The organism is Amycolatopsis sp. YIM 10 (genome assembly GCF_009429145.1).
In the GTDB taxonomy this organism is placed as follows: Bacteria; Actinomycetota; Actinomycetes; order Mycobacteriales; family Pseudonocardiaceae; genus Amycolatopsis.
In genome coordinates this window covers 9792482-9815364 of sequence record NZ_CP045480.1, presented here as the reverse complement: position 1 = coordinate 9815364, position 22883 = coordinate 9792482, and the positions used below count along the sequence as shown (strand labels likewise).

The following is a 22883-nucleotide window of genomic DNA, read 5'->3' as shown; positions in this document are numbered from 1 at the left end:
CTTTCTAGCCGGGCGCCTTTGTGGACGGCGGGGCCGGGGTGCCCGGCTGGGAACTCGGTGCCTGCGGCAGCTCCGAAGACGGCATCGCCGCAGGTGCGGAGCTTGTCGGCGGCTTGCTCGGGGGTCCGGCCGAGGCCGGCGGCGGGATCTTCACGGAGGATTCGGACGGTTCCGGCACACCGGATTGCTCCGGCGTTTCCGGCTTGCTCGACGCAGGCGGTTCAATGGTCAATCCGGGCACCGCGGGCATTACCGGCGCGGGTGGCGCGGGCGGCATCGGTGTCGCGGCACCGCCGGTGAAGAACACCACCAGCACGGCGACCCCGACCGTGGTACCCGCGCTCGCGGCGATCGCGATCCGTTTGCGCAGCCGCCGGATCCGGGTGCCGCGAGCGGCGATCTCGTCGGCACGCAGCCCCATCGGGGGTCCCTCACCCGCGCCGGTGGTGGCCAGCAGCCGCCGGATCTCGGCCGGGTCGTTCTCCGTCATGCGCTGCCTCCCTTCGACGTGAGCGAGAGTTCGTGGAAGTGCGGGCCGAGCCGGTCGCGCAGCGTGGCCAGGCCGCGGGCGCTCTGGCTCTTCACGTTCCCGGTGGAGCAGCGCAGGGCCGCCGCGGTCTCCTCCACGCTCAGATCGTGCCAAAACCGCAGCACCAGCACGGCGCGCTGCTTCGGCGGCACCGCCGCCAGCGCACGCAGCACCAGCATGCGCTGCTCGGGGCCGCCCGCTTCGTCCCCCGCCTGTTCCGGCGGGAGGTCGGTGAGCTGTTCACGACGCCGCCACGGCCGCCGCCGTTCGGCGAGAAAGGTCCTGGTGACCACCTGCCGGGCGTAGGCGTCGAGGCGGTCGTGCCGCTCCAGTTTCGGCCACGCCAGGTAGAGCTTCAGCAGTGCGGCCTGGGTGATGTCCTCGGCGTGGTGCCAGTCGCCGCAGAGCAGGAAGGCGGTGGAGCGCAACTGGTGTGCGCGCTCGCCGAAGAACCGGGCGAACTCGCCGTCGTACGACGACGAGTCCGGCCCGGTCGATGCGGTCCGGCGCTTCAACGGATCAGCGGTTGTCGCCCGTCGGCCCGGCCGGGATCGCCTTCGGCACACCGGGAGCGGCGGGCTTCGTCGACGGCGGTGCGGGGGCCGCGGACGGCTCCTGCACCGGCTTCGACACGGTGGGTGGCGGCGGTCCTGGCTGCTCCGAAGGCGCGGGGGGCGTGGACGGATTGCCGGGCGCGGGCGGCGCGGACTGGGTGGGCGGGGCAGGCTGGGCGGCCGGCGGTGCCGCCGGCGCCGTGACCGCGGGAGCTGGCTCGGGCGGCGTGGTGCTGGCCAGCGCGGGCACGGTGATCGCCGCACCGGCGGCGAGCAGCAGGGCTCCGGCCCCGAGCACGATTCGAGTACGCAATTCGGCTCCTAGTCAACGGAAGCCGCCGGGGTGCGGCGGCACTTGCACAGTCAGACATGCGCCGCCGCACCTCCCGGGTTGCATCGAATTTCTGGGTTGTTCTCAGCTGGTGAGTCTCAGCTGTTGAGCGCGGACATCTTGAGCCACTGGTCCCAGGAGTAGGTCCAGTCGTGGTACGCGCCGTCCTTCGGGCCCAGCTGCTGCGTGCTGCCCTCGATCTCGACCGGATCGCCGGTGAGCGCGCTGTCGTAGTACTCCTTGGCGTTCTCGGGCGACAGGTTCAGGCAGCCGTGGGAGACGTTCTTCCTGCCCTGGTCGCCGACCGACCACGGGGCGGCGTGGGTGAACTCGCCGTTGTTCGAGATGCGCACCGCCCAGTTGACCTTGAAGTTCTCGTAGTCGTAGCGGGCGTTGTTCATGAAGTACGTGTCGTGCTTGGACATCACCACGTGCGTCCCGCTCTTGGTGACGCGGCCGGGATCGCTGTCCAGGCCGTAGCTGACCGGGTAGTCGGCGACCTGCTGGCCGTCGCGGATCACCTGCATGCGGTGGGTCTGGGTGTTGCCCTTGACGATCTGCGAGCGCCCGATCTTGAACGAGGCGCTGACGTTGTCCTTGCCGTACACGCCGTTCGCCAGCTTCACGCCGTACAGCTTGGCGTTCACCTTCACCTCGGTGTTCGGCTGCCAGTAGCCCTTCGGCCGCCAGTGCACCGCGGTGTCGTTCTCCAGCCAGGCCCAGGAACCCTCGGTCTTCGGGTTGGTCTCCACCGAAAGCGCGCGCTCGACCGCGGCCTTGTCGGTGACCTTCTGGTCCGGGAAGGTCAGGCTGATCGGCATCGCGATGCCGTAGGTCTGGCCGTCGCCGACGTTGAGCTGGCCGTGCTGCTGGCGCTTCGGCGTCACCGTCGTGAACGCGCCGCTGATCGGTGCCTTCGAGCCGTCGGTGCCGACCGCGGTGCCCGCCCAGGTGTAGGTCTTGCCGTAACCGAGCGGTTCGGTGGTGGTCCAGCTGCGGTTGTCCGGCGCGGGCTGCCCGGCGACCTGCTTGCCGTCCGGATTGGTCAGCGTCACCTGCTCGAGCGTGCCCTCGGTGACGGTCACCTGCACCGGTTCACCTGGCGAGACCTCCTTGGCCCCGGCGGCCGGCTGCACCGCGATCCTGGCCGGGCCCGGTGGCGTCGCCTGCGCCCCGCCGGTGCCCGCCGCGTTGGTCCCGCTTTCCCCGGTGCAGCCGCTCAAACCCAGCGCCGCGATGATGGCGAGCCCGGCCAGTGCCCGCCGTCGGAAGTGAAGTGTCACCACATGTCCCCTTATCGTCCCCTGACGCACTTCTGACGCCTGGCGGAGGCAGGGCGTTGACCTCGCGAAACGTGATGAGGATCACTTTCTACTCGACCGCCGGACGCGCTAAGGGCGCTGCGCCGGGCGGCCGGATGCTTACAACGTTTCGGTGACTTGATGCCGCTGTTCTGCCCAAGACTGCTTTGTGGGGTTCAGATTCCGTGAGATCCCGGTACGCTGCCCACAGGCCGTCGTTTTGCGTGTTCGTGGCTTCACACTCGCGGAACTTCTGACGCGAGCCATGAGCCGCTCAGTGCTCTTCGCTCGACTCGTTGGAACCGCCCGGGACGGCCCGGGTACTGCTCCGGCGGAGGCCCGAAGCGGATCTGTAACGAGGAGTAAGCGGTGGCGCAAGGCACTGTGAAGTGGTTCAACGCCGAAAAGGGTTTTGGCTTCATTGCCCAGGACGGCGGCGAGGGCGACGTGTTCGTGCATTACTCGGAGATCGACGGGCGCGGCTTCCGCACCCTCGAAGAGAACCAGCGGGTGGAGTTCGAGGTGGGCCAGGGCCAGAAGGGCCCGCAGGCTCAGAAGGTGCGCGTCATCTGAGATCGGTCACCTGAAGCAACCGGGCCCCGGCGGAACTTCCGCCGGGGCCCGGTTTTTTGTGCTCCGGGCGCTTCGGGGCCGGGTTCAGCGCAACCGTCCGGAGACGGGCTGCTCCCAGTTCTGGTCGAAGGTGAACTGGTCGGTGTGGGCGTCGCTGACGCGGTTGTGACGGGTCTGGGCCTGGTCCTGCACCGAGGAGGCCTGTGCCTCCCAGGAGAGGCGCTCGAGGACCCACTCCATGGCGAGCGCCTGCGGCGAGGTCTCGCGCTCGGCGGCGAGTTCCTTCAACTGCTCGCTGGCGATGGTGTTCATCCGGATCTGGAAGACCTGGGCCTCGCCGAACCGTCGGCCGGTGCCAGTGCTCTCCGGGTCGTCCGCATCGGGGGCGAGCGCGGCGAGGTAGCTGGTCAGCTCGTGGTCGTCGACCGCGGTCTCGGCCTCGCGCGCGGGGCTGTTGCGGTGACGTCCGGGGTTGACCGCCTTGAGGTTCGTCTTGGTGTTCAGGCGTCCAAGTGAGGGAAGAGGCACCCGGACAGGATAACGGTAAGGTTTCGACACCGTGACGAGTGTGGCGCGCGACACACCGTCGGTTGCCACCTTTTCTTCGCAATAGTCCATCCGCGCTAATCTCGATCAAGAAAATCGCACTCTGCGTAAGCCCCCCGCTCCCCCGTGAAACCATTAACACCTGTCCGCCAATGCAGGTATTGTCCGCACGCATTCCGAACTGGACAATGTTCAACAACCAGAAAACGATTACCAATGATCCATTGGATCAAGCTGGTAAAAGACCCCGTTGACCAGCGCTCGTCAGCGCGAGGAGCACGCACCGCGGGGGGCTTGGGGGGTCGACCCCCCCGAGCAGAATCGGGTACCTGCGAACAGGGCAAACGCCCTGGAGCAGCAATGGAGAGGCCCCCGCGCCAGGGGGAGGAACGCGGGGGCCGGAGGGGATCTCCACAGGCGCTGACCGGGGGTGTGTCAGCAAGTCGATTGTTACACGACTCGGCGGGGTTGGGCGAGTGGTAGCGGCGAAAAATCCGGTGGGCGTGTCACTTTTGGTTTGCCCGGCGTTCATTGTGGGCAGTCGTCGGGCGTTGCCGCGATCGTCGCGCAGAGCGAACATCCGGTCATGGGAGGTTCACTCTGCGGGGGGCTGTGGGGGGACAGGTCCGCTCGCTAGCCTCGCGGCCAAGCTTTTCGGAAACCCTGAGGAGGAGCCAATGAGCGGGTCTCTGGAAGTTCGACAGTTCCTCCTTCGCTATGAAGGCGACGCGGGGAACGGCTCGGCGACCGGCGGGGTGCCGGCGCAGCGGTCGGGGCATGCGGACACACCGAGGATCTCCGATGATCAGGTGCGCCGCGCCAGGCTCGCGGTGGCGCAGGGCGCCACCGGAGTCGACGACTGCGCGGAGCTGCTGGACATGCTGGGCCTGACACCCGACGAAGAAGGGCGATTGCCGGTTCAGCGGTGATCGCCGTGGCTGGCCCATGAGCCGATCGCGGCGGCGGCTTCAGCTTCAGAAGTAGTGGGGCCCAGGTGCACACCCCCTGGTGGCGCACCTGGGCGCTGTCTTCGGAACGTAGTGCCGGTCGGCGAGCTTGGCAATCGATTTCTCACACCGTTTTCACCGTTCTGTGCTTGATAACGCCGTTATGACCGATTTGAGAGGAGTGCTCGTGATCCACCCCCGGCGAGCAGTCCTCTCGGCGCCCTCCGGCCGTTCCCGTCGCCCAGCGGGCCTCGGTCGCGGCAAAACCGCAGTTCGCAGCCCCTGCCGGGGCTTAAGGGATACCCCCGTGAAAGGCGGTTGTGGCGTGCCCTATGCTTATGTTCGCTCCCAGGGACGACCTGAGAGCGCGGTCGGGTCGGTTTACCGAAACCGGCCGGGCTCCCATCGTCCAGCGGCCTAGGACTCCGCCCTTTCAAGGCGGCAACGCGGGTTCGAATCCCGTTGGGAGTACGCAGTACAGTAGTAAACGCAAGGCCCTGTGGCGCAGTTGGTTAGCGCGTCGCCCTGTCACGGCGAAGGTCGCGGGTTCGAGTCCCGTCAGGGTCGCAAGATCGTTCGGCTCCTTGCCGGCGTTCCCGGCCAGGTAGCTCAGTTGGTACGAGCGTCCGCCTGAAAAGCGGAAGGTCGCCGGTTCGACCCCGGCCCTGGCCACCGCTCCACGAACCGCCTTGACTCAGGTCAGGGCGGTTTTTGCGTGTCTGGAGTGACGTAGCTCACTTGCCGTCCCTTGCCACGGTTAACCGCTGCTGCCCGCCCGTAGTTGCACGCGGGATGCACGGCCTCCCGGCCGCTTGCTCCGCCCCCGTCACCTTCGTCCCTGCCATCTCGTAGCTCCGGGCTCGTCGGGTCAAGGGTGGGCTCCGCCCATCGCGGAGCGACGCCGCCAGGCGCCCTTGAGGCGGCGGGACCGGTGTACGACGATCCGCGGGGAAGGGGACGCTCGGTGACCCGCGCTCGTCTGCCTGGGTCCTCCGGAGTCGGCGTTGTCCTCCGAACCGACGTGCTTCGCCGGGTGGCTCTGGGAGCTGGCGTCACCCGTCTGCGCGTCGCCTGCGGCTGGTGACCCGGCCGCGCCCTGGCGGGCGCACCGGGCGGCCGCTGGGCGGAGCGGAGCGGGAGCCCAGTGTGTCGCGATGGGTGCGCCCGCCGAGGCGCGGACGGCGTCGCCCAGTCCGCTCGCGCGCCGCCGCTGGCGGCGCGCCTTGATCCCATAGAGCCAAATTCGGCAGCGACCGGTGTGGGGTCACGGAGAGTCGGAACTTTCGCTAGGCGGATCAGCTGGGCGAAGGCAAGCCAGCTGGGTGGCTAGCTGTAAGGCCAACGCTGCTTCCTTCCGGTCTGCCTGCGACAGCAAGCCGTGACATAGGCGGTTCCTCAGGTTTACGCCCATCGGATCGCCGATAGCTGCAAGGAAGTACTTTCTGTAGTTCTCTGGCATACGTCCCTCTAGGGAGGAAAGTAGGCTGCCCAGAGTCCTGTAACCGCCAGGAGAATCGCGCTTAGGGTCAGAGTAGATGCCAACGCCTGCAAATCGCGCCATCTCTCTAATGGCAGCCTCGAGTCGAGGTATGACTACACAAACACATTCGTCGTACCGCTCTTCCTGGTAGAGGCTAAATCCTCTTGCGAATACTTCGGCGTATTCATCCTTGATCAAGCTCGTTTTGAAGTGTGCTAAGTAGTCGAACTCGCCGGTAGGGTATTGAGATAGTGCGCGGTCCATAATGTCACCGCAAAAGGCCATCCAGATAGTGACTCTCGTTACTTGCTGTTGCATGACTGCATGATTGAAATGATCATCCCGTTCTCGAATGAACCGTATGGGCAAGTTCTCTTCGTTCAAGACCACGCGCGTGGTCAAGTATTGAATCGGATGACTGCGCATGAGATCTCGGACCGTATCCTCGATCTCCTGGTGCTGTTCAGGAAGCGGACAGTGTGAGCCAAAACGTCCCATGAAGCTCTGCAATGAGTCACCTGTAAAGAAGGAGTCCTTGTATCTCTCGACTCTTTCGCGTGGCAAAACTACGTCGGATTCTAGTTCGGTCAAGCCGAGATCTTCCTCGGAAGCCTGCTCGATCATCAATCTGACTCGAGTCAATTCATCTGAAAGTCCTCTGGAGAGGGCAAATTCACGTGCCCGCTCAAGGTTGGCCATTCTAATCAGGCCACTCGACCTTTCGGATTCCTCGATCCACTCTTTGGCTTGCAGCTTGCCATATGCTGATGCTTTTTCTGTGTTCGCTCTGTGGTGGGACACCTGAAGATCTCGAACTGACGAAAGTAGATGCATGCTTCCCTGGTAGGCTTGGGCGCACTCATCCAATAGTTCGGTCAAAGCTTCGCCAAGATTCATTTTGCGTGAGTATGGAGATAGGGATCGTATTATTAGTAATGTTGCCCCGGGTGTATCACTACCGTTGTCGAGAAGCGACCTGACTTGGGATTGAGCCAACTCGACACTTGCTTTTTGGCGGGGAACGTCATTTATCTGCTTGGCGATCTCCAGGGCGCGAACCACCGAGTATGCGATAGTCATCGCACTGTTGCTAAATTTCGCGACGTCGTGGTAGCTGTCGCAAGCGTTCTGGGCATAACGATGTGGTTGTTCTACCTTCCCGACCCATAAAAGGTCGCCAAGTCTTGATTTCAATATAGGCGCGGACGTTGCATCAAAAACTTCTTGCCAGGTCTGAAGAACGTCTGGCGGCATGCTCGATATTTTTTCAGGATAGCGAGATTCGCCGGACTCTAACATCGGCCCGAATGGCACCTCTTCGCCGCTTTCGGTCGGAAAGTGGTAGTGAAGGGCCGTTGCTAAGTAGCCGAGTTTGGTCGCCTCTTCGAGGTTGGAGTTCTCGGCTACGCTGCTGGCGTGCCGCCTGAGTGCCTCGCCAGCGGTAAACCAGTCATCGAGGTTTGAGACGACAGTGTCTAGTTCCTGGTATTCCACGTGGGCCTCCGCGGTCATGTCTTTGGAGGCAGGGATCGCTTTGTGGTGCCATGGTGTTACATTTGCGCGGCAGTAAAGATGCGAGGTGTTGCCCAGGATGGATAATAACAAACCGTTTCGTGGTAGATTTACTGAGCGAGAAGAATGCTGGGCATGTGAGAGATCACGGCTGCGGCACCTGTGCGATTCAGCATGTCTAACTTGTTGACTTTATTTGCGAAGCCGATCGGAGTGACTCCGGCGGAACGTGCAGACAACATGTCCGTTCCTGAGTCGCCAACTAGAATGCAAGAAAAAGCGGGTAATTGCAGATTGATTGTAGCGACTCTGGTTAAGTGCGGGCTGGGCTTCAGTAACGACGGATCATGAAATTCTCGTGCGCAGATATGGTCGACTTGTTTCTTGACGTCGGCAAATCTGAGGTAGGTCTCGATCGCAATCGCGCTGTTGTTGCTGACGATAGCGAGTGGGCGGCCGGTCTTGCGCCAGGCGTGGATGAGGTCGTGGGCACCGGGGGTGGGTTCGGCGGTGGTGATGGCTTCGACTTCGAGGGCGGTGAAGGCGGCTTCGACGTATCGGGCTTCGTCGTCGCCGAGGGTGGCGGCGTGGCGGAAGACGTCGAAGGGGTCGTCAGTGGTGGCGACGGATTCCGGTAGTTCGGTGTGACCCCCGTCGGCCAGGACCACGCGCAGTTGTTCGGCGACGGTGGAGGCGGGCAGTCCGGCGAAGACGGAACAGATGGGGCCGTCGAAGTCCAGGAGTAAGGCCTTGGCGTTGGCCAGGAGTTCGCGGGCTTTGGCCTCGTCGCCGGTGGTCACCGGGTGTACTCCTTGGCGCCGGTGGTCCACATGCTGGTAAACCACGTCTTGGCCTGGTCGACGTACTGGCTGCCGGTGGAGGTGTCGTCGTCGTTGGCCGAGTGGTGGAAAAGGATGGCGTCCTTGCCCATGAGGTCATACATCGCTTGGGTCTCGCCGCCGAAGGTGATGACGTGCTCCCGGACGGGGTAGAAACCGAAGAAGGCTTCTTCCTCGTTGATCAGGTAGAGCTTGAACAGCGGCGCGGCGGGGTGGACCCGGATTTCCGCGGTGGCTTCCTGGACCAAGCCGAGTCCGCCCAGTTCGGTCACGGAATCGACGATGGCCAGGGTGTGGCGGCGCATGATCTCTTCGGCGCGCTGGCGGAAGCCGGGGCTGTCGGCCTGGTCCTCGACGGTGACCGGCAGGCTCCAGGGCTGACGCGGGTCGGGCAGCAGCAGGCGCACGTGGATCGACTCGGGCCGCAGCCGGCCGATTCGGATCTTGTCCAGTGGTTCGGCCATCGCTCCGTGGAGGGTCTCGCCGGAGAAACCGGCGAAGTCGATGGTGACGTGCTGGGCCTCGAAGGCGCGTTCGATATGCGGGCGCAGGCCAACGGGACGTTCGGTGCGCTCTCGGACGAAGACGCCGCTGCCCTGTCGGGAGACGATCAGCCCTTCTTCGCGCAGTTCGCGTAGGGCGTTCTGCACGGTCATCGGGGCGACGTTGTAGGTCTTGGCCAGCTCGTTCCGCGAGGGCAGCTTGTCCCCAGCAGTGAACTTGCGGGTGAGGATGGCCGCTCGCAGGGCGTTGGCGACCTGCACATATGGCGGGCGCGGGTCGTCCGGATCGAGTGCCATGGGTCCCACTTCCTGGGCGGTGGATTGCAACTTGTGGATTCCAACCTTGTTGTCTGTTGTCAAGTTTCCCGGCTGCGTTCCGTCCTGTCTAGGCCAGCTAGCGAGCTAGGCCGATCTCGTGTTGATTGACTTGTCTAGCCAGGCTAGGTAGCCTGGCGGAGTCAGCCACGTTAGACAGCACCGAACGAGGTGCCCGGCCTAGGAGCAATCACAGATGGCAGTAGCACGCGGAACGCGTTTCGAAATCGACCATGACCAGGTGTTTCCCGAGGGTGCGGCGATTGTCGGCCCGGTGACTCCGGACATGGAGTACGTCTCCAACGAGGACAAGGCCAGGGGCAAGCAGCCCAAGCAGAAGATCGACGAGCGGACCGGCCTGCCGCAGTGGAAGGTCACGGTGACCGACCCGTCGGCCGAGAAGGACCGCGACAAGTCCGCCACGGTGACCTTGCTCGACCGGGTGCAGCCGGTTCCGCCTGCGGCGGCGATCGCGGGCTTCGACTTCCGGCCGGTCGTGTTCGAGGGCCTGACCGTGGAGGCCCGCGTCATGGGCGAGAAGTTCAAGTACCAGGGCTGGGTCCTGCGCGCCATTGGCATGCGCGAGCCCAAGTCGGCCACCCCGTCGAAGACATCGACGGCGAAGACCAGCGGTCCGAACGAGCAGAAGACGGCTGCGTGATGGTCAAGCGGCCGTCGCGTGAGGCGGTCGCTCGGTGGAACACCGCGTATGCCGAGCAGACCGCCGCACTGTTCGCCGCGATGCGCTCCGAGGTGGGCGACGTGGCGGCGGTGCGACGGTTGGCGCTCGCTTACCACTCGGTGGCGGAGTCCTGGCGCGTGCTGTCGGCCGATCTGGCAGCACCGCTCTGGGCTCGTCACGCGGCATCCGTTGCCGCTGAGGAATTCGAACGGCGGGCGCGGGTCGAGAACCAGCGCGCCGACTCGGCCCAGAACTAGGGAGCAGGGCGGATGGTGTCGCACGAACGGATAGCCGCCTGGGAACGGGCATACCACCAATTCACGGTGGCTTCTGCGGTCGCGGCCCGAACCAACAACCACAGCGGTCAGGCCCTGATGGACCTGGCCGCCGCGTCGGCGTCGGTCGCCTCGGCTTGGCGGGAAATCCGCGGTGCGCATCGCTTCCCGTGGTGGCTCTCGGCCGCCTTGGAGTCGGCGGCGCAGGCGTTCGACGCGCAGGCATCGGACTGCGAACGCGCAGCAAGGGAAGGCACTTACAGCCATGGCGTTCAACGTGACGTGGCACCCGGGGCCGAAAGCGGTCGCGGGCATGCACCAGCTTGGTTCAGCCCGGGAACTGGCGGCACTGGTGATCTACCTCGATCCGGACAGCCTGGTGATCATGCCCCCGGCCGATCCGGCCGAGTGGCCCCGGTTCATCAGCCTTTTGCACCAGATCCGCGACGGAGTGGCGGAACTGGCTGATCATCTCGACCGGACAGGAGCACCCGGCCCCGACGGCGAATAGATCCACAAAGGACAAATAACGCGCGCTGGTCGTGCGGCGTACGAGCACGCCCAGATGCGGAAATTTCCTTACATAGCGCGCAGAACCGGAACTCTGGCTACCAACCTTCGCCGGTCCTGCGCTGCTCACAACCTCGCGGAAGTGAACAATGACAACGCTAGACGATGGCAACTGTCGCGCACCAGTGGGGATTACCCATCTCACCCGAATTGCCGCGCTGGGCGGTGATCTCCCATGAACCACAACGGTTCCCGATGGATCGACCCGGCTCCGCTGGAAGTCGCCCGTCCCCGGCTGCCCTGGTGGACCCTGCTTCCCCGCTGGGTCAAGGTCGTGCTGTCGCCGGTCATCCTCGCGTGGCTGGTCTGCTGGACGACATACCAGGTTGGCCGCATTCTGTGGCGCTACCCGCTGACCATGGGCGTCGCCCTGCTCGCCGGGTGGCTGGACGCCGAACTCGGTCACCTCGGCCTGCTCTGGGTGCTCACCGGCATCACGGCGGTGCTGGCGCTGTGGTGGTGGCGTGCTCGCTCCTCCTTCCAGCGCTTCGCCCTGCCGCAGGCCCGGACCGAGTACCGGCGGGTCGCCATTTATGCCGGCCACTGGCGAACCGTGATGCGCCTGTCCGACCTGGTGAAGACCAGCCGTGGCCGCGAGTACCGGCCCAAACTCGGCTTGGTCCGCTCCGAGGGCTGGCGGGATCGCGTCCGGGTTCGCATGGTCAAGGGGCAGGCGCCGGAGCAGTGGGAGCTTCGCGCGTCCGGACTGGCGCACTCGTTCCGGGCCACCTCGTGCCGTGTCCGCGTCCGCAAGCCCGGTCGGCTCGAACTCGACTTCGTGCACCGCGACCCACTCGCCCGTGCGATCCCGGCCCCGGCCCTGGCTCCGGAGGATTCCGCGGTTGACCTCAAGCGCGTGACCGTCGGACGACAGGAGAACGGCAAGCCCTGGCGCCTTCCGCTCCAGGGAACCCACGTGCTCGGCGTCGGCGTCACCGGCGCGGGCAAGGGCTCGCTCGCCTGGGCCGTGGCCTGGGCACTGGCTCCCGCGCTGCGCTCGGGTGCGGTCCGCATGTACGGCATCGACCCGAAGGGCGGGATGGAACTCGGCCAAGCGCCCGAGGTCTTCCGCTCGGTCGTGTTCAACAACGGCGAAGAGACCGTGAGCCTGCTCGAAGAGATCGCGGCCGAGGTCAAGCAGCGTGCCGAGCGGTACCGGGGCTTCCTGCGCTCGTGGAACCCGAACACCGGTGATCCCTTCCTCCTGGTGGTCATCGACGAGTTGGCGGACCTGCTCGCGTACCAGCCGGACAAGAACCTGCGGGAGCGCGCGAACCGGGCGGTGCAGACCATCACCAGTCAGGGCCGCGCGCCCGGCGTCTGCGTGCTCGGCCTGGTCCAGGACCCGCGCAAGGAAATCGTCGCCTTCCGGCACCTGTTCTCCACCCGGATCGCGATGCGCCTGGACGAGAAGGCGCAGGTCGACATGGTCCTTGGCGACGGTGTGTGCGAACGTGGGGCGGCGGCTCACGAGATCTCCGAGCACACCCCCGGTGTGGCCTGGGGCAAGGAGGACGGCAAGCGCGAACCGTTCCGCGCTCGGGCCTTCCACATCACCGACCACGACTTGATCGAGCTGGTCGAGTACGTCACCGGTGTTCCTGTCCGCCGCGCTGATGTGCTGCCTTTCCCTGCTCGGAACGATTCGGATGGGGGTGCGGTGGCGTGAACGTGATCCCATTTCTCGATGCCGTCCGGGAACATCTCCGGCGTCATGACCTCCCGTCTCCGGTCATGGTCACTGTGGACGCATGGTCCCGGCCGGTGACTGTGCAGCTCTGCGAAGTCGGCTTGCCCCGGACCTGCGCCGCGCTGGTTGTCTGGGCGGACACGCTGGCCGAGGTCTCCGCGTCCCTGTGGCGCACTCCCTCGGGCGACTCGGTGCACCTCGACGTGACCGGCCGCGTACCTGCGGGCGTCCCGATCCGGGTCTATGACGCGGTGCCTTTCGACGCGGTGTCCTTTCCGGACGTGCCGCCGGACACCCGGCAGGACCTCGCCGTGTCGCTGCTGCGCATGTGGTCACGCGGTGGGGAGGTGGCTGCTTGATGAGCACCCGTGCCGAGCGGATGCGGCTGCCGCTGTCCACCGACGTCATGAAGGCCACGGCCGAGAAGCACGGCGTGTGCGTCCGGCCGTTCACCATGGAAGTCGGAAACCTCGACACCGGGGAACTCCGGTACGTCGCCGTGCCCTGCGGGTCCACTGTGGAATCCGTCTGCGCCCCGTGCGCCAAGAAGGCCAAAGCGCTGCGGATGGCCCAGTGCCGCGAAGGCTGGCACCTCGCCGAGGAACCGGACTTCACACCGGACCCGCCGAGCAAGGAACAGACCGAACTCATGGAACTCCGCGCGGACCTCGTGCAGGAGTACCGCAAGACCGTCGCCGAGGGAGAGGAAGGAGAAGCCGAGGAACTGCGTGAGGAAATCCGCTCCGTGGACGAAGAACTTCGGCAACTCGGCATGCGCGGTCGTCTGCCGTCGCCAGATCTGCCAGAGAACAAGCCGGTGAAACGGTCGACCAAGCGGCGGCAGGATGCGCCGAACCTGCCTCGGCAGAAGGTTGCCAAGACCACGCTTGGGCGGGAGTTCGCGGGCAAGTTCCGGCCGTCCATGTTCGTCACGCTGACCTGCGACACCTACGGGCGCGTTCGGGAAGATGGGACGCCGGTCGACCCGGTCAGCTACGACTACCGGCGGGCTGCCCGCGATGCGGTGCACTTCTCCGCGCTGGTCGATCGGTGGTGGCAGAACCTCCGCCGCTGCGTCGGCTGGGACGTGCAGTACTTCGCCACGGTCGAGCCGCAGAAGCGGACCGCTCCGCACCTGCATGCCGCGCTCCGCGGTTCGATCCCGCACGACGTCATCCGCCAGGTCACGGCGGCCACCTACCACCAGGTGTGGTGGCCCAACCATGACCAACTCGTCTACGACGGCGACCGGCTCCCGGTCTGGGACTCCCAGACGCGGGCCTTCCTCGACCCGGACACCCGGGCGCCGCTGACGCCGTGGGATGAGGCAGTGGAGGCGGTCGAGGAACCGGCCCACGTGGTGACCTTCGGACAGCAAGTCCACTCCAAGGGCATCCTCGGCGGCTCGGAGGAAGCCGGGCGGCACATCGGGTATCTGACCAAGTACCTCACCAAAGCCACCGGCGAAGTGGTCGAGGCGACGACGGCCAGGCAACGGGACCACCACGACCGGCTTCACGCTGAGTTGGCTGTGACGCCGTGTTCGCCTCGGTGCGCGGTCTGGCTGCTCTACGGCGTCCAGCCACAGGGCGCGGGCTCCCGGACCATTCCCGGTCACTGCAAGGGACGGGCTCACCGGCGGACCACGCTCGGCCTGCCCGGTCGTCGCGTGCTCGTCTCCCGGAAGTGGTCGGGGAAATCGCTCGCCGACCACAAGGCGGACCGCAAGACGTTCGTCCACGAGGCCCTCGCCGCAGCCGGCATAAGTCGGCCCGCCGAAGAACCGGCCCGGCTCGTCTGGCGCAAGGTCCAGTCCGGAGACCCGCACGTTCCGCCCCGGGCGCACCTGCTCATGCACGCCATCTCGGAGCGCATCTCCTGGCGGGCCGAGTACGACCGGGCGCTACTCGCGGCGCAGGGACCACCAGGTGATCCAGAAACTTCGGCAACTCTGCAAGCTGCGTGACCTGGGGGGAACAGATGGAAGCGAAGTACTTGAACGTGTCGGATGCCGCTGTCTACCTCGGGACATCGGTGCGGTTCATCCGGCGGTTGATCGCGGAACGGCGGATCGCCTTCCACAAGTTCGGCGCTCACGTGCGCTTGGCGGTTGATGACCTGGAGACCTTTGTGGAGGCGTCCCGAGTGGAGCCGATCGAGGTCAGTTGGTTCGGCGGGAGGGCCGCTTGATGGCGAAGAAGGGAGGTCGTCGCCGGTTCGGCATGGTGCGGCAACTGCCGTCCAAGCGCTGGCAGGCGTCGTTCATCGGGCCGAACAACAAGCGGCAGTACGCGCCGAACACCTTCCGCACGAAGACGGATGCGGATCGGTGGCTGGTCGGCGTGGAAGCGGACATCAGCCGTGGTGCCTGGCTGGATGACAAGCTCGGGCGCCAACCGTTCGGCGAGTACGCGGATGCGTACCTGCGTGACAACCCGGACGTGGGTGACCGGTGGGAGGAGACTTGCCGCCGCAACATGCGGCTGCACATGGTCGAGCTTCTGGAGCTGCCGCTGATCGCGATTACTCCACCCGTGGTGCGGAGTTGGTACGCCAAGGCGCTCGCCGGGAAGGGCGGCAAGACGTCCATCGGGCAGTCGTACCGGTTCCTGCGGGCGGTGATGAACGCGGCGAAGCGGGACAGGGCAATCACGAACAACCCGTGCCAGATTCCGGGGGCGGGCTCGGACAAGGCGAAGGAACGCGGCATCGCCAGCCCGGCGCAGGTGGCCGAAGTCGTGGAGGCGATCACGCCGAGGTACCGGGCGGCGGTCCTGCTGGCCGCCTGGTGTGGCCTTCGACGTGGGGAAATCTGCGCCCTGCGGACTGAAGACGTGGACCTGGTGAACGGCGTGGTCTGGGTTCGGAAGAACAGGGTCGAGCTGCTGGAGAGCCCCCGCAAGTACGACAAGGACCCGAAGACGGATGCGGGCCTGCGGGACGTGGCGATTCCGCCGCACGTGCTGCCCTACCTGGTCGAACACATGCGGGAGTGGGCCGGGAAGGATCGGTTCTTCGTGGGTAAGGATGGTCGGCCGATGCGGGGCAACGCGGTCTACCAGGCGTTTGTCCGGGCTCGGGACCGCGTCGGCCTGGCGGTGAGCTTCCACGACCTGCGGCACACAGGACAGACCCTCGCCGCTTCGACCGGGGCCACGCTGGCGGACCTCAAGAAGCGATTGGGCCACGCATCGGCGGCTGCTGCGCTGCGGTATCTGCACGTGGTCGAAGGGCGGGATCGTGAGCTGGCCAGCCAGTTGAGCGAGCTGGCGGCCAGAGGAAGTGCAGTGAAGCTCCCGAAGACGATCGTGGTCAAGCACTGATTGCTGTGCAGGCTCGAAGCTAACTCCGTGTGACACGACGTAGCCCCGTAAGCTACTGCGGATGAATCAAGGAGTGCCAAGTGCGATTCCAGCTATCATCGCGGTAGCTGGAACACTTTTCGGTGCCTTTGTGGCCGGGATGTTCGGACTGATTCAGCTTCGACGGCAACTAGGTTGGCAGCGCGAAGATGCACAGCAGCGTTATCGCTTGGAGACTGAGCGATGGGCTCATTCGCTTCTGGAAGAGAGGGAGAGTGCGCTTTGGCAGGAACGGAGAGTGCTGTATTCGCGATTACTCCTAAATATTGATTCATGGATCGAGGCGATACGGGACTTGCGAGATACCGAGCTGCCGAAGGGGGTTCAGGTTTCGAATAGGCAAGACGTCGAGTCGCGTTCGCCGGTAGCTTGGTCTGCGATGAAGTGCTCGATGGAGTTTAAAACTACTTTGGGCGAGCTGCGAATTCTTGGTCATCCCGAGATAGTTGAGCAGGCAAGGCGGCTTCATGTGAAACTTATACGTGCTAACCGAGAAGCGCTTGAAGGTGATCCGGATATGTCTCAGATTCATCGGTCACTCTCTTGGCTAACCGACCAGATGCGCGCTCGTCTTACTCGTGATGGAAAACCCCTGCCGCCTGCGTCTCCGGAGCCTGATACGCCAGACCCGGTTGATGGAAGCTAATGCTGAACCTTGCTTGGGGCGAACCGCGATGGACGGGCCTGCTGCTGACACGAACGTCGCCAGGGGCGCATAGGCCAACTCATGAGGTGCTGCTGATGTTGCACGGGGGCTGCACAAACTGGTGGGGCAGCCCCCGTAACCTGCGGGTATGTCTGCGCCTGAAAAGCGGAAGGTCGCCGGTTCGACCCCGGCCCTGGCCACCGCTACGAGAACCGTCTTGACATCTGGTCAAGGCGGTTTTTTCGTACCCGGCGCAGCTTGGAGGCGCGGTCGTGCACCCTCCTGAGAGGTTGCCGAGGCCCGCTGGGTGGTCCGCGCCCAACAAGGGCCGGATCGTCGCCAGTCTGGTGTTCGTGGTGTGCCTGGGGCTCCTTGCTGTCGGCTTCGGGTTCGTGGCGGCTGGCGGTCTGTGGTACTCGCTCGTTTTCGCGGTGATGATGTTCCTGACGGCGGCGTTCGGCTACGTCTTGCAGCTGGGGGCCCGCCATCGGGAGGCGAACATCGTGAGCCGCGACGACGGGCCGGCCGTCGAGTTGCGTGGGTCGAAGCTGGTCTTCGCGCTCCTGACCGGGATCGTCGCCTGCCTGACCCTCTTCTTCGGGATGGCATCGGCCGACTACCTCCGTGCGGGACCCGACGTCCCCGCCAAGCAGATCCGGCCGCCCTCTGCGCCGCGGGGCGGTCGTGCTCTCGCCAAGCGGCATCCACCAGCGCGGCTGGACGTTTTCCTCGTTCCTGCCGTGGGACGCCGTCATAGCCGGAAAGGCCGCGACCTTCCGCGGCGCGCCCTGCGTGCTGGTTCTCGCCTCGGCGAACGCGCGCTGGGAGCGGCGGCAGCACGCGCCGCTGTGGAAGGTCGACAAGTTGCCCCCGACGCCGATGATCGCGATCAACTGCGCGACTTCGCCATCGACCGGGCGCTGCTGTTCCACTTCGTCCAGTTCTACGTCGACCATCCGGCGGCCAGGGCGGAACTCGGCACGGAACGCGGCCTCCGGCGCGCACGTTCCGGCGAGCTGCGGTAGGCGAGTCGATCAGCCACACCCCCCGCGTGGGATTTCCACCGGTGTTTTCCCAGGTCCATGCGTGGTTCGGCTGCGTGATCGGGGGTGGGCCGTTCGGGTTGGGCTGGGGGGTGCCGACGGGTGAAATGTGGGGGTGGGTCGTGGCGGGTGCGGGTGCCGGGGCTCAACATCGGTACGTCCGAGGTAGGACAGGACGAGGCTGGTGGGAGTGCCGTGATGACCGCTCGGTACCGCGTCGAGGAGGATGCGCTCGGCAAGGTGGAGATTCCCTTCCAGGCGTACTACGGCGTCCAGTCCGAACGCGCCCGGCGCAACTTCGCCGTGTCCGGCCAGACGCTCGGGGCGCAACCCGGCCTGGTCAGTGCGATCGCCGAGGTCAAGAAGGCCGCGGCGCTGGCGAACCTCGACGCGGGGGTGTTGCGCGAACCGGTCGCGGAGGCGATCTGCCAGGCCGCCGACGAGGTGGTCGCCGGCTTGCTCGGACCGGAGGAGTTCCCGGTCGACGTGCTCAGCGCCGGCGGCGGGGTCTCGCCGAACATGAACGTCAACGAGGTGCTCGCCAACCGCGCCAACGAACTGCTTTCCGGCCGCCGCGGCTACGAGTTCGTGCACCCGGACAACCACGTCAACGCCGGACAGTCCACATCGGACGCCATGGCCACCGCGGTCAACATCGCGCTGCACCGCGACATCGTGCGGCTCAAGGAGTCCGTCGGTTACCTCGCCGGGGTGCTGGAGCAGAAGATCGAGGAGTACCGCGACACCGTCAAGCTCTCCCGCACCTGCCTCCACGACGCCGTGCCGGTCACGTTCGGCCAGGCGTTCAGCGCGTACCTCGCCGTCGCGCGCCGCGGGGCCGAGCGGCTCACCGACGCCGCCGAGCACTGCCTCGAGGTGCCGATGGGCGGCACGATCGCCGGTACCGGGCTCGGCGTCGGCGCCCGCTACCTGGACCGGATCTATCCGCGCCTGCGGGAAACCACCGGGCTTGAACTGCGCAGGCACACCAACTTCTTCGACGCCTTCCAGAACGGCGACGTCTTCCAGTACGTCTCGACCGTGTTCAAGGCGCTGGCCTGCGGGTTGATGAAGGTCGCCAGGGACCTCCGCATCCTGGCCAGCGGCACCGAGGTCCGGCTACCCGCGGTCCAGGCCGGTTCGGCGTTCACCCCGGGCAACGTCAGCCCGGTGATGGCCGACCTGGTGGTGCAGGTCGGCTTCCAGGTCTGCGGCAACGACACCGTGGTCACCATGGCGGTGGAGGGCGCGGAACTGGACTTCAACGCGTGGACCGCGGTGATCGCCAAGAACCTCTTCGAATCGGCGCGCCTGCTGACCAACGCCATGCCGTTGTTCGCCGACAAGTGCCTCCGCGGCCTGGAGATCGACGCCGAGGCCAACCGCCGCCACGCCGAGGAAGCCCTCGGCCTGTCCACTGTGGTCGGTGGCGTGTTCGGCCACGACGCCGGGATCCGCGCCGCCCAGCACGCGGCCGATCGCGGGGTGTCGGTCAAGGAGGCGGTGGTGGAACTCGGCATCGCGCCGCGGGCCACGGCGGAACGGCTGCTCGATCCGATGGTGCTGACGGACGCTGTCCGCAGTGCCAACCTGCTCGACCAGATGGTGGCCGACGAGCGGTCCGCGACCAGGGCGCTGGTGCACGGCCTGGCCACCGAAGCCCGCCAGGCCATCTTCCACGCGGCCCGCCTGGTAGCCCGAGCGGACGAAGACGTGTCCCGCCAAGAGGAGCAAGCGCTCAAGGTGGTGGCCGACGCGCTGGGGCTCAACGGCGTGCCGGTGGCCGAGAGCGAGGAGCTGGTGCCGGTGGCGATCGCGACGCTTTCCCCGGCGGATCGGGAGCTGGTCTACGCCGCGGCGGCCTGGCTCGCCGGGGCCGATTCGGTGACCGAGGCGCGGGAGGTCGCGCTGCTGAGCCAGCTCAGCGAGGAGCTGGAGCTGGCACCGGAGGTCGTGGCGGTGCTCCAGGCCAAAGTGGACACCCTGCGCGAGCAGCGCCGCAAGTACCTGCCCCGCTCCGAGCAACTGCCGTGGTGGGAGGAGTTCGGCGACCTGCTGCGCCGGTTGCTGGAAGCATGAAAAAACGCGGGGCCGCCGCGACGGCCCCGCGTTTTCCGTTGTTCAGCTGCTACCGGTGGTCGTACGCACCGGTGCTCGGCGTCCAGGTGATGAAGCCGCCCTGGTAGTTCTGCCTGCGCCAGGTCGGCTGACCGGCCACGGTGTACTCACTGCTGGTCGGATACCCGAGATAGCCCTTCTCCCAGCCCAGTGACGCCCACTTGCTCTTTATCTGGCAGCACATCGACTGCGCGCCGTAGGACGGCGTCCAGTAGATCGAGCCGTTGTTCGAGAAGTGGTTGTACCGGCCGATGGTGTCCGGGGTCATCAGCTCGTCGGTGACCGGGTAACCGAGGAAGCCCCCGGCCCCGCCGTCGAGGTACCAGCGGTCGCGGATCTGCGACATGATCGACCACGCCCCGCTGCCCGGCGAGTTGTAGTGCCAGTAGATCGAGGCGTAGTTGCTGAAGTTGTTGTACCGCCCGCCGTTCGGGCCTGCCAGCTCGTCGGTGATCGGCATGCCGAGCACCCCGGTCGCGCCGCCCATGGCCAGCCACTTGGACCGGATCTGGGAGTAGACCGCCGCGGTGCCGTTGCCCGGCGTGGTCGGCAGCCAGTAGATCGACGCGTTGTTGGTGAAGTCGACGAACTGCCCGCCACCGGTCGGCGTGGCCACCTGGTCGGTCGCCGGGTAGCCGAGAATGCCGTTCTCCCAGCCCATCCAGCCCCACTTGTCCCGGATCGGCCCGCCGATGCTGTGCGCGCCGGTGGCCGGGGTCCAGTAGATCGACCAGTTGCCGGTGAAGGCGTTGTACCGGCCGACGCCGTCCGGGGTGCCGGTTTCGTCGTTCTGCGGCACGCCGAGCGCCTGGTGCCCGCCGAGCGCCAGGTACTTGGTCAGGATGTGGCCGTAGATGGCCACCGCGCCGGTCTGCGGCGAGGAGTACAGGCGACCCCGCTCGTAGGCCCGGTAGCGGACGCTGCCGTCCTTGACCTCGGCCGCGGTCGGGTTGCCCAGCAGGCCGCGCAGCGTCGCGTCCGAGTTGTAGCGGCTGTCGATCGGCGTCAGGTAGGTCGCGTTCACCACGGTGTCCGCGCCGGGCATGGTGAACGCCCGCGACAGGTTCGTCGAACCGTTGTCCCACTGGGAGAAGGACGCGACGCCGTCGGTGGCCTTGGCCCCGGCGATCAGGTTCGGCGTGGCGCCCTCGGTCACCATCGCCACGTTCCCGTTGCTCTCACCGGAGATGACCAGCGAGGCCGGGAAGTTGCTCTTCAGCGTCAGCTTGAACTCGTTCGGCTTGGCCACGTAGGTCTTGGTGGCCGTGACGCCCTGCGAGTCGGTCACCTTGGCGGTGAAGTCGATGCGCGAGTCCGTGTGCTTGGTGAACGGCATCGAGAACGAGCCACCGGTACCGCCCGCGTCGGGGTGCGTGTGGCAGGTGGTCTCCTCGGCGCAGTGCACGATGTCCGAGGTCCAGGTGATGGTCAGCGGGCCGTCTTCGGCGTCGGTCGCGGTGCCGCTGAGGTTGACCGGTTCGTCCACCTTGAACTTCTTGGTGTCGCCGGGCGTGGTCAGGTTGATCACCGGCGAGTGGTTGGACGGGGCCACGGTGAGCGTGGTGCTGCCGGTGCCGTTCGACTTGTCCTTCACGGTCAGCGTGGCGGTGAACTTCGCCGGGCTGGCCGGGTAGGTGTGCGAGACGGTGGCCCCGGTGCCGGTGGTGCCGTCGCCGAAGTTCCAGGTGTAGGTCAGGTCACTGGCCGGGCCGTCGAAGTCCATCGACTTGGTGCCGTCGAAGCTGACCGTGCGGGTGGCCGGGTCGGTGGTGCTGGTGGCCTTCGCGACCGGCGCGATGTTGCCGGTGACGTAGACGATCCGGCGCACGTTGCCCGAGGCGATGTCGGCGTAGACCACGTCGCCGTTGGTCGCCGCACCGAACTCCACCGGGCCGCCGAGGCCGGTGCCGAACGGCGCGTTGGCCACCGGGGCCTGGACCAGTTGGCCCTGGGTGTTGTACTTGAGCGTCCAGATGCGCTGGCTGACGTAGTCGCCGAAGAAGAACTGGCCCTTGTACGCCGCGGGGTAGCTGTCACCGGAGTAGACGAACCCGGCCACCACGGAGTTGCCCTGCCCGGGCGCCATGCCGTGCTGGTAGGTCCACAGTGGCGGGTTGTTGGTCACGCCGTTGCACTGCGGTTGCGTGCTGTAGCCGGGGGTCGGGCCGTTGCCCTCGAAGCAGGGCCACGAGTAGTTGCCGCCCGGCACCACGTAGTTGAGTTCTTCCCAGGTGCCCCAGCCGACGTCGCCGACCAGCGGCAGGCCGCTGGTCTTGTCCAGCGAGAGCCGGAACGGGTTGCGGAAGCCGCTGGCGAAGACCTTGCTCTTGGCCGAGTTCGGGTTGGCCGCGTCGTAGTACGGGTTCTCCGGCACCCCCGCGCCGGAGGCGTTGATCCGCAGGATCTTGCCGTAGACCGAGTTCAGGTCCTGCGAGCGGAACGCCTCGGCGTGCCAGGTGTCGGTGTCGGTGTTGTCCCCGACCGAGACCCACAGGTTGCCGCTCGTGTCGGCGACCATGCCGGAGGCGCTGTGCAGCTGGATGGTGCCGGGGACGTCGAGCAGGATCTGCTCGTTGGCCAGCCCGGTCGGCTCGGTGGTGCCGGTGACCGTCCAGCGCGAGATCCGGCTGGTGAAGCCGGTCGGCGTGGGAATGGTCCTGGCCAGGTAGATCTGCTTGGACGTGGCGTAGTCGGGCGCGATCTCGAGGCCGGTGAGGCCGATGTCGCAGCAGCTGCTGACCGGCAGGTGGATCAGCTGCTTCGGCCCGTTCGGGCCGACCCACTTCACGTCGCCGGTCTTGCCGGTGGCGATGAAGGTGTCATCGGGCAGGTAACCGAAGTCGGTCAGGTTCCAGGCCCCCAGCCCGGTCCCGGTGTCCTGCAGTGCGAATCCCGCCGGCAGGCTGAGTGGCTCGCCCGGATTCGGCGGTTGGGCGACCGCGACCTGGGTCGCCGGGACGGCGACGGCCAGGCCGGCCGCGAGCAGAGCTGAGCAGGCGAAGCCGAGCGCAGCCCTCCCCAGGCTGGAAAGTCTCATGTGGGCCCCCTTCAGAGCGTCGAACTCTTC

At 66.2% G+C, this 22883-nt stretch carries 22 protein-coding genes and 3 tRNA genes; 16 read left to right on the top strand and 9 right to left on the bottom strand.

Annotated elements, in window-relative coordinates; translation table 11 throughout:
* Positions 1-4: 4 nt before the first annotated feature.
* From YIM_RS45640 to YIM_RS45625, 4 genes are all read right to left on the bottom strand, one after another.
* Positions 5-490 carry a hypothetical protein gene (locus YIM_RS45640; protein WP_153036254.1) on the bottom strand — a complete coding sequence of 162 codons (486 nt, stop codon included), beginning with the start codon at positions 488-490 and terminating at the stop codon, positions 5-7.
* Positions 487-1044, bottom strand: a complete 558-nt coding sequence (locus YIM_RS45635) for a SigE family RNA polymerase sigma factor (RefSeq protein WP_153036253.1) — start codon at positions 1042-1044, stop codon at positions 487-489. The genes YIM_RS45640 and YIM_RS45635 overlap by 4 nt, the downstream gene beginning before the upstream one ends.
* A 4-nt stretch (positions 1045-1048) precedes the next feature.
* Entirely contained in the window at positions 1049-1396 is a 348-nt protein-coding gene (locus tag YIM_RS45630; RefSeq protein ID WP_153036252.1) for a hypothetical protein, read from the bottom strand.
* A 116-nt stretch (positions 1397-1512) separates the two neighbouring features.
* Positions 1513-2700 carry an Ig-like domain-containing protein gene (locus tag YIM_RS45625; protein ID WP_153036251.1) on the bottom strand — a complete coding sequence of 396 codons (1188 nt, stop codon included), beginning with the start codon at positions 2698-2700 and terminating at the stop codon, positions 1513-1515.
* Positions 2701-3084: 384 nt separating this feature from the next.
* Between YIM_RS45625 and YIM_RS45620 the strand changes: the two genes are divergently transcribed.
* On the top strand, positions 3085-3288 hold the full coding sequence (locus YIM_RS45620; RefSeq protein WP_027941311.1) for a cold-shock protein: 204 nt from the start codon (positions 3085-3087) through the stop codon (positions 3286-3288).
* An 84-nt stretch (positions 3289-3372) separates the two neighbouring features.
* On the opposite strand, the gene YIM_RS45615 is transcribed toward YIM_RS45620, so the two are convergent.
* Complete coding sequence (locus YIM_RS45615) at positions 3373-3816, bottom strand: hypothetical protein (RefSeq protein ID WP_153037684.1); 444 nt, start codon at positions 3814-3816, stop codon at positions 3373-3375.
* A 695-nt stretch (positions 3817-4511) separates the two neighbouring features.
* Here YIM_RS45615 and YIM_RS45610 point away from each other — a divergent pair.
* The 4 genes from YIM_RS45610 to YIM_RS45595 all read left to right on the top strand — a co-directional run bounded on the left by YIM_RS45610 (position 4512) and on the right by YIM_RS45595 (position 5453).
* Complete coding sequence (locus YIM_RS45610) at positions 4512-4763, top strand: hypothetical protein (protein WP_153036250.1); 252 nt, start codon at positions 4512-4514, stop codon at positions 4761-4763.
* A gap of 416 nt (positions 4764-5179) precedes the next feature.
* Positions 5180-5252, top strand: a tRNA-Glu gene (locus YIM_RS45605).
* A 22-nt stretch (positions 5253-5274) separates the two neighbouring features.
* A tRNA-Asp gene (locus YIM_RS45600) sits at positions 5275-5348 on the top strand.
* Positions 5349-5379: 31 nt separating this feature from the next.
* A tRNA-Phe gene (locus YIM_RS45595) sits at positions 5380-5453 on the top strand.
* A 592-nt stretch (positions 5454-6045) separates the two neighbouring features.
* On the opposite strand, the gene YIM_RS45590 is transcribed toward YIM_RS45595, so the two are convergent.
* The 3 genes from YIM_RS45590 to YIM_RS45580 form a co-directional block, all read right to left on the bottom strand.
* Positions 6046-7755 carry a DUF4209 domain-containing protein gene (locus YIM_RS45590; protein WP_194239966.1) on the bottom strand — a complete coding sequence of 570 codons (1710 nt, stop codon included), beginning with the start codon at positions 7753-7755 and terminating at the stop codon, positions 6046-6048.
* A 128-nt stretch (positions 7756-7883) separates the two neighbouring features.
* Positions 7884-8573, bottom strand: coding sequence for an HAD family hydrolase (locus YIM_RS45585; protein WP_153036248.1), 690 nt, complete (start codon positions 8571-8573; stop codon positions 7884-7886).
* The gene (locus YIM_RS45580; RefSeq protein ID WP_194239965.1) at positions 8570-9412 is read right to left on the bottom strand and encodes a GntR family transcriptional regulator; all 843 of its coding nucleotides are present in this window, start codon (positions 9410-9412) and stop codon (positions 8570-8572) included. Before YIM_RS45580 ends, YIM_RS45585 begins: the two co-directional genes overlap by 4 nt.
* A gap of 292 nt (positions 9413-9704) precedes the next feature.
* On the opposite strand from YIM_RS45580, the gene YIM_RS45575 reads away from it, so the two are divergent.
* The 11 genes from YIM_RS45575 to YIM_RS45525 all read left to right on the top strand — a co-directional run bounded on the left by YIM_RS45575 (position 9705) and on the right by YIM_RS45525 (position 19777).
* The gene (locus tag YIM_RS45575; RefSeq protein ID WP_228004419.1) at positions 9705-10091 is read left to right on the top strand and encodes a hypothetical protein; all 387 of its coding nucleotides are present in this window, start codon (positions 9705-9707) and stop codon (positions 10089-10091) included.
* Positions 10091-10369, top strand: a complete 279-nt coding sequence (locus tag YIM_RS45570; protein WP_153037682.1) for a hypothetical protein — start codon at positions 10091-10093, stop codon at positions 10367-10369. Before YIM_RS45575 ends, YIM_RS45570 begins: the two co-directional genes overlap by 1 nt.
* 283 nt (positions 10370-10652) lie before the next feature.
* A complete protein-coding gene (locus tag YIM_RS45565) occupies positions 10653-10898 on the top strand; it encodes a hypothetical protein (protein ID WP_153036246.1) in 246 nt (81 codons plus the stop codon).
* A 234-nt stretch (positions 10899-11132) separates the two neighbouring features.
* Positions 11133-12626: an FtsK/SpoIIIE domain-containing protein gene (locus YIM_RS45560; RefSeq protein ID WP_228004418.1), complete on the top strand. Its 1494-nt coding sequence runs from the start codon at positions 11133-11135 to the stop codon at positions 12624-12626.
* Positions 12627-12721: 95 nt separating this feature from the next.
* Positions 12722-13006: a hypothetical protein gene (locus YIM_RS45555; RefSeq protein ID WP_228004417.1), complete on the top strand. Its 285-nt coding sequence runs from the start codon at positions 12722-12724 to the stop codon at positions 13004-13006.
* Positions 13006-14613, top strand: coding sequence for a replication initiator (locus tag YIM_RS45550; protein WP_153036244.1), 1608 nt, complete (start codon positions 13006-13008; stop codon positions 14611-14613). Before YIM_RS45555 ends, YIM_RS45550 begins: the two co-directional genes overlap by 1 nt.
* 14 nt (positions 14614-14627) lie before the next feature.
* Entirely contained in the window at positions 14628-14837 is a 210-nt protein-coding gene (locus YIM_RS45545) for a helix-turn-helix domain-containing protein (protein ID WP_153036243.1), read from the top strand.
* Positions 14837-15970 (top strand): site-specific integrase, encoded by a 1134-nt coding sequence (locus tag YIM_RS45540; protein WP_153036242.1) that lies wholly within the window; start codon positions 14837-14839, stop codon positions 15968-15970. Before YIM_RS45545 ends, YIM_RS45540 begins: the two co-directional genes overlap by 1 nt.
* A gap of 61 nt (positions 15971-16031) precedes the next feature.
* Entirely contained in the window at positions 16032-16655 is a 624-nt protein-coding gene (locus YIM_RS45535; protein ID WP_153036241.1) for a hypothetical protein, read from the top strand.
* Positions 16656-17002: 347 nt separating this feature from the next.
* Positions 17003-17680: a hypothetical protein gene (locus YIM_RS45530; protein ID WP_153036240.1), complete on the top strand. Its 678-nt coding sequence runs from the start codon at positions 17003-17005 to the stop codon at positions 17678-17680.
* Between the two features lie 216 nt (positions 17681-17896).
* Positions 17897-19777: a lyase family protein gene (locus YIM_RS45525; protein ID WP_153036239.1), complete on the top strand. Its 1881-nt coding sequence runs from the start codon at positions 17897-17899 to the stop codon at positions 19775-19777.
* Between the two features lie 49 nt (positions 19778-19826).
* Here the strand turns inward: YIM_RS45525 and YIM_RS45520 are convergent, their stop codons facing one another.
* A complete protein-coding gene (locus YIM_RS45520; RefSeq protein WP_153036238.1) occupies positions 19827-22853 on the bottom strand; it encodes a PQQ-dependent sugar dehydrogenase in 3027 nt (1008 codons plus the stop codon).
* Positions 22854-22883 lie beyond the last annotated feature (30 nt).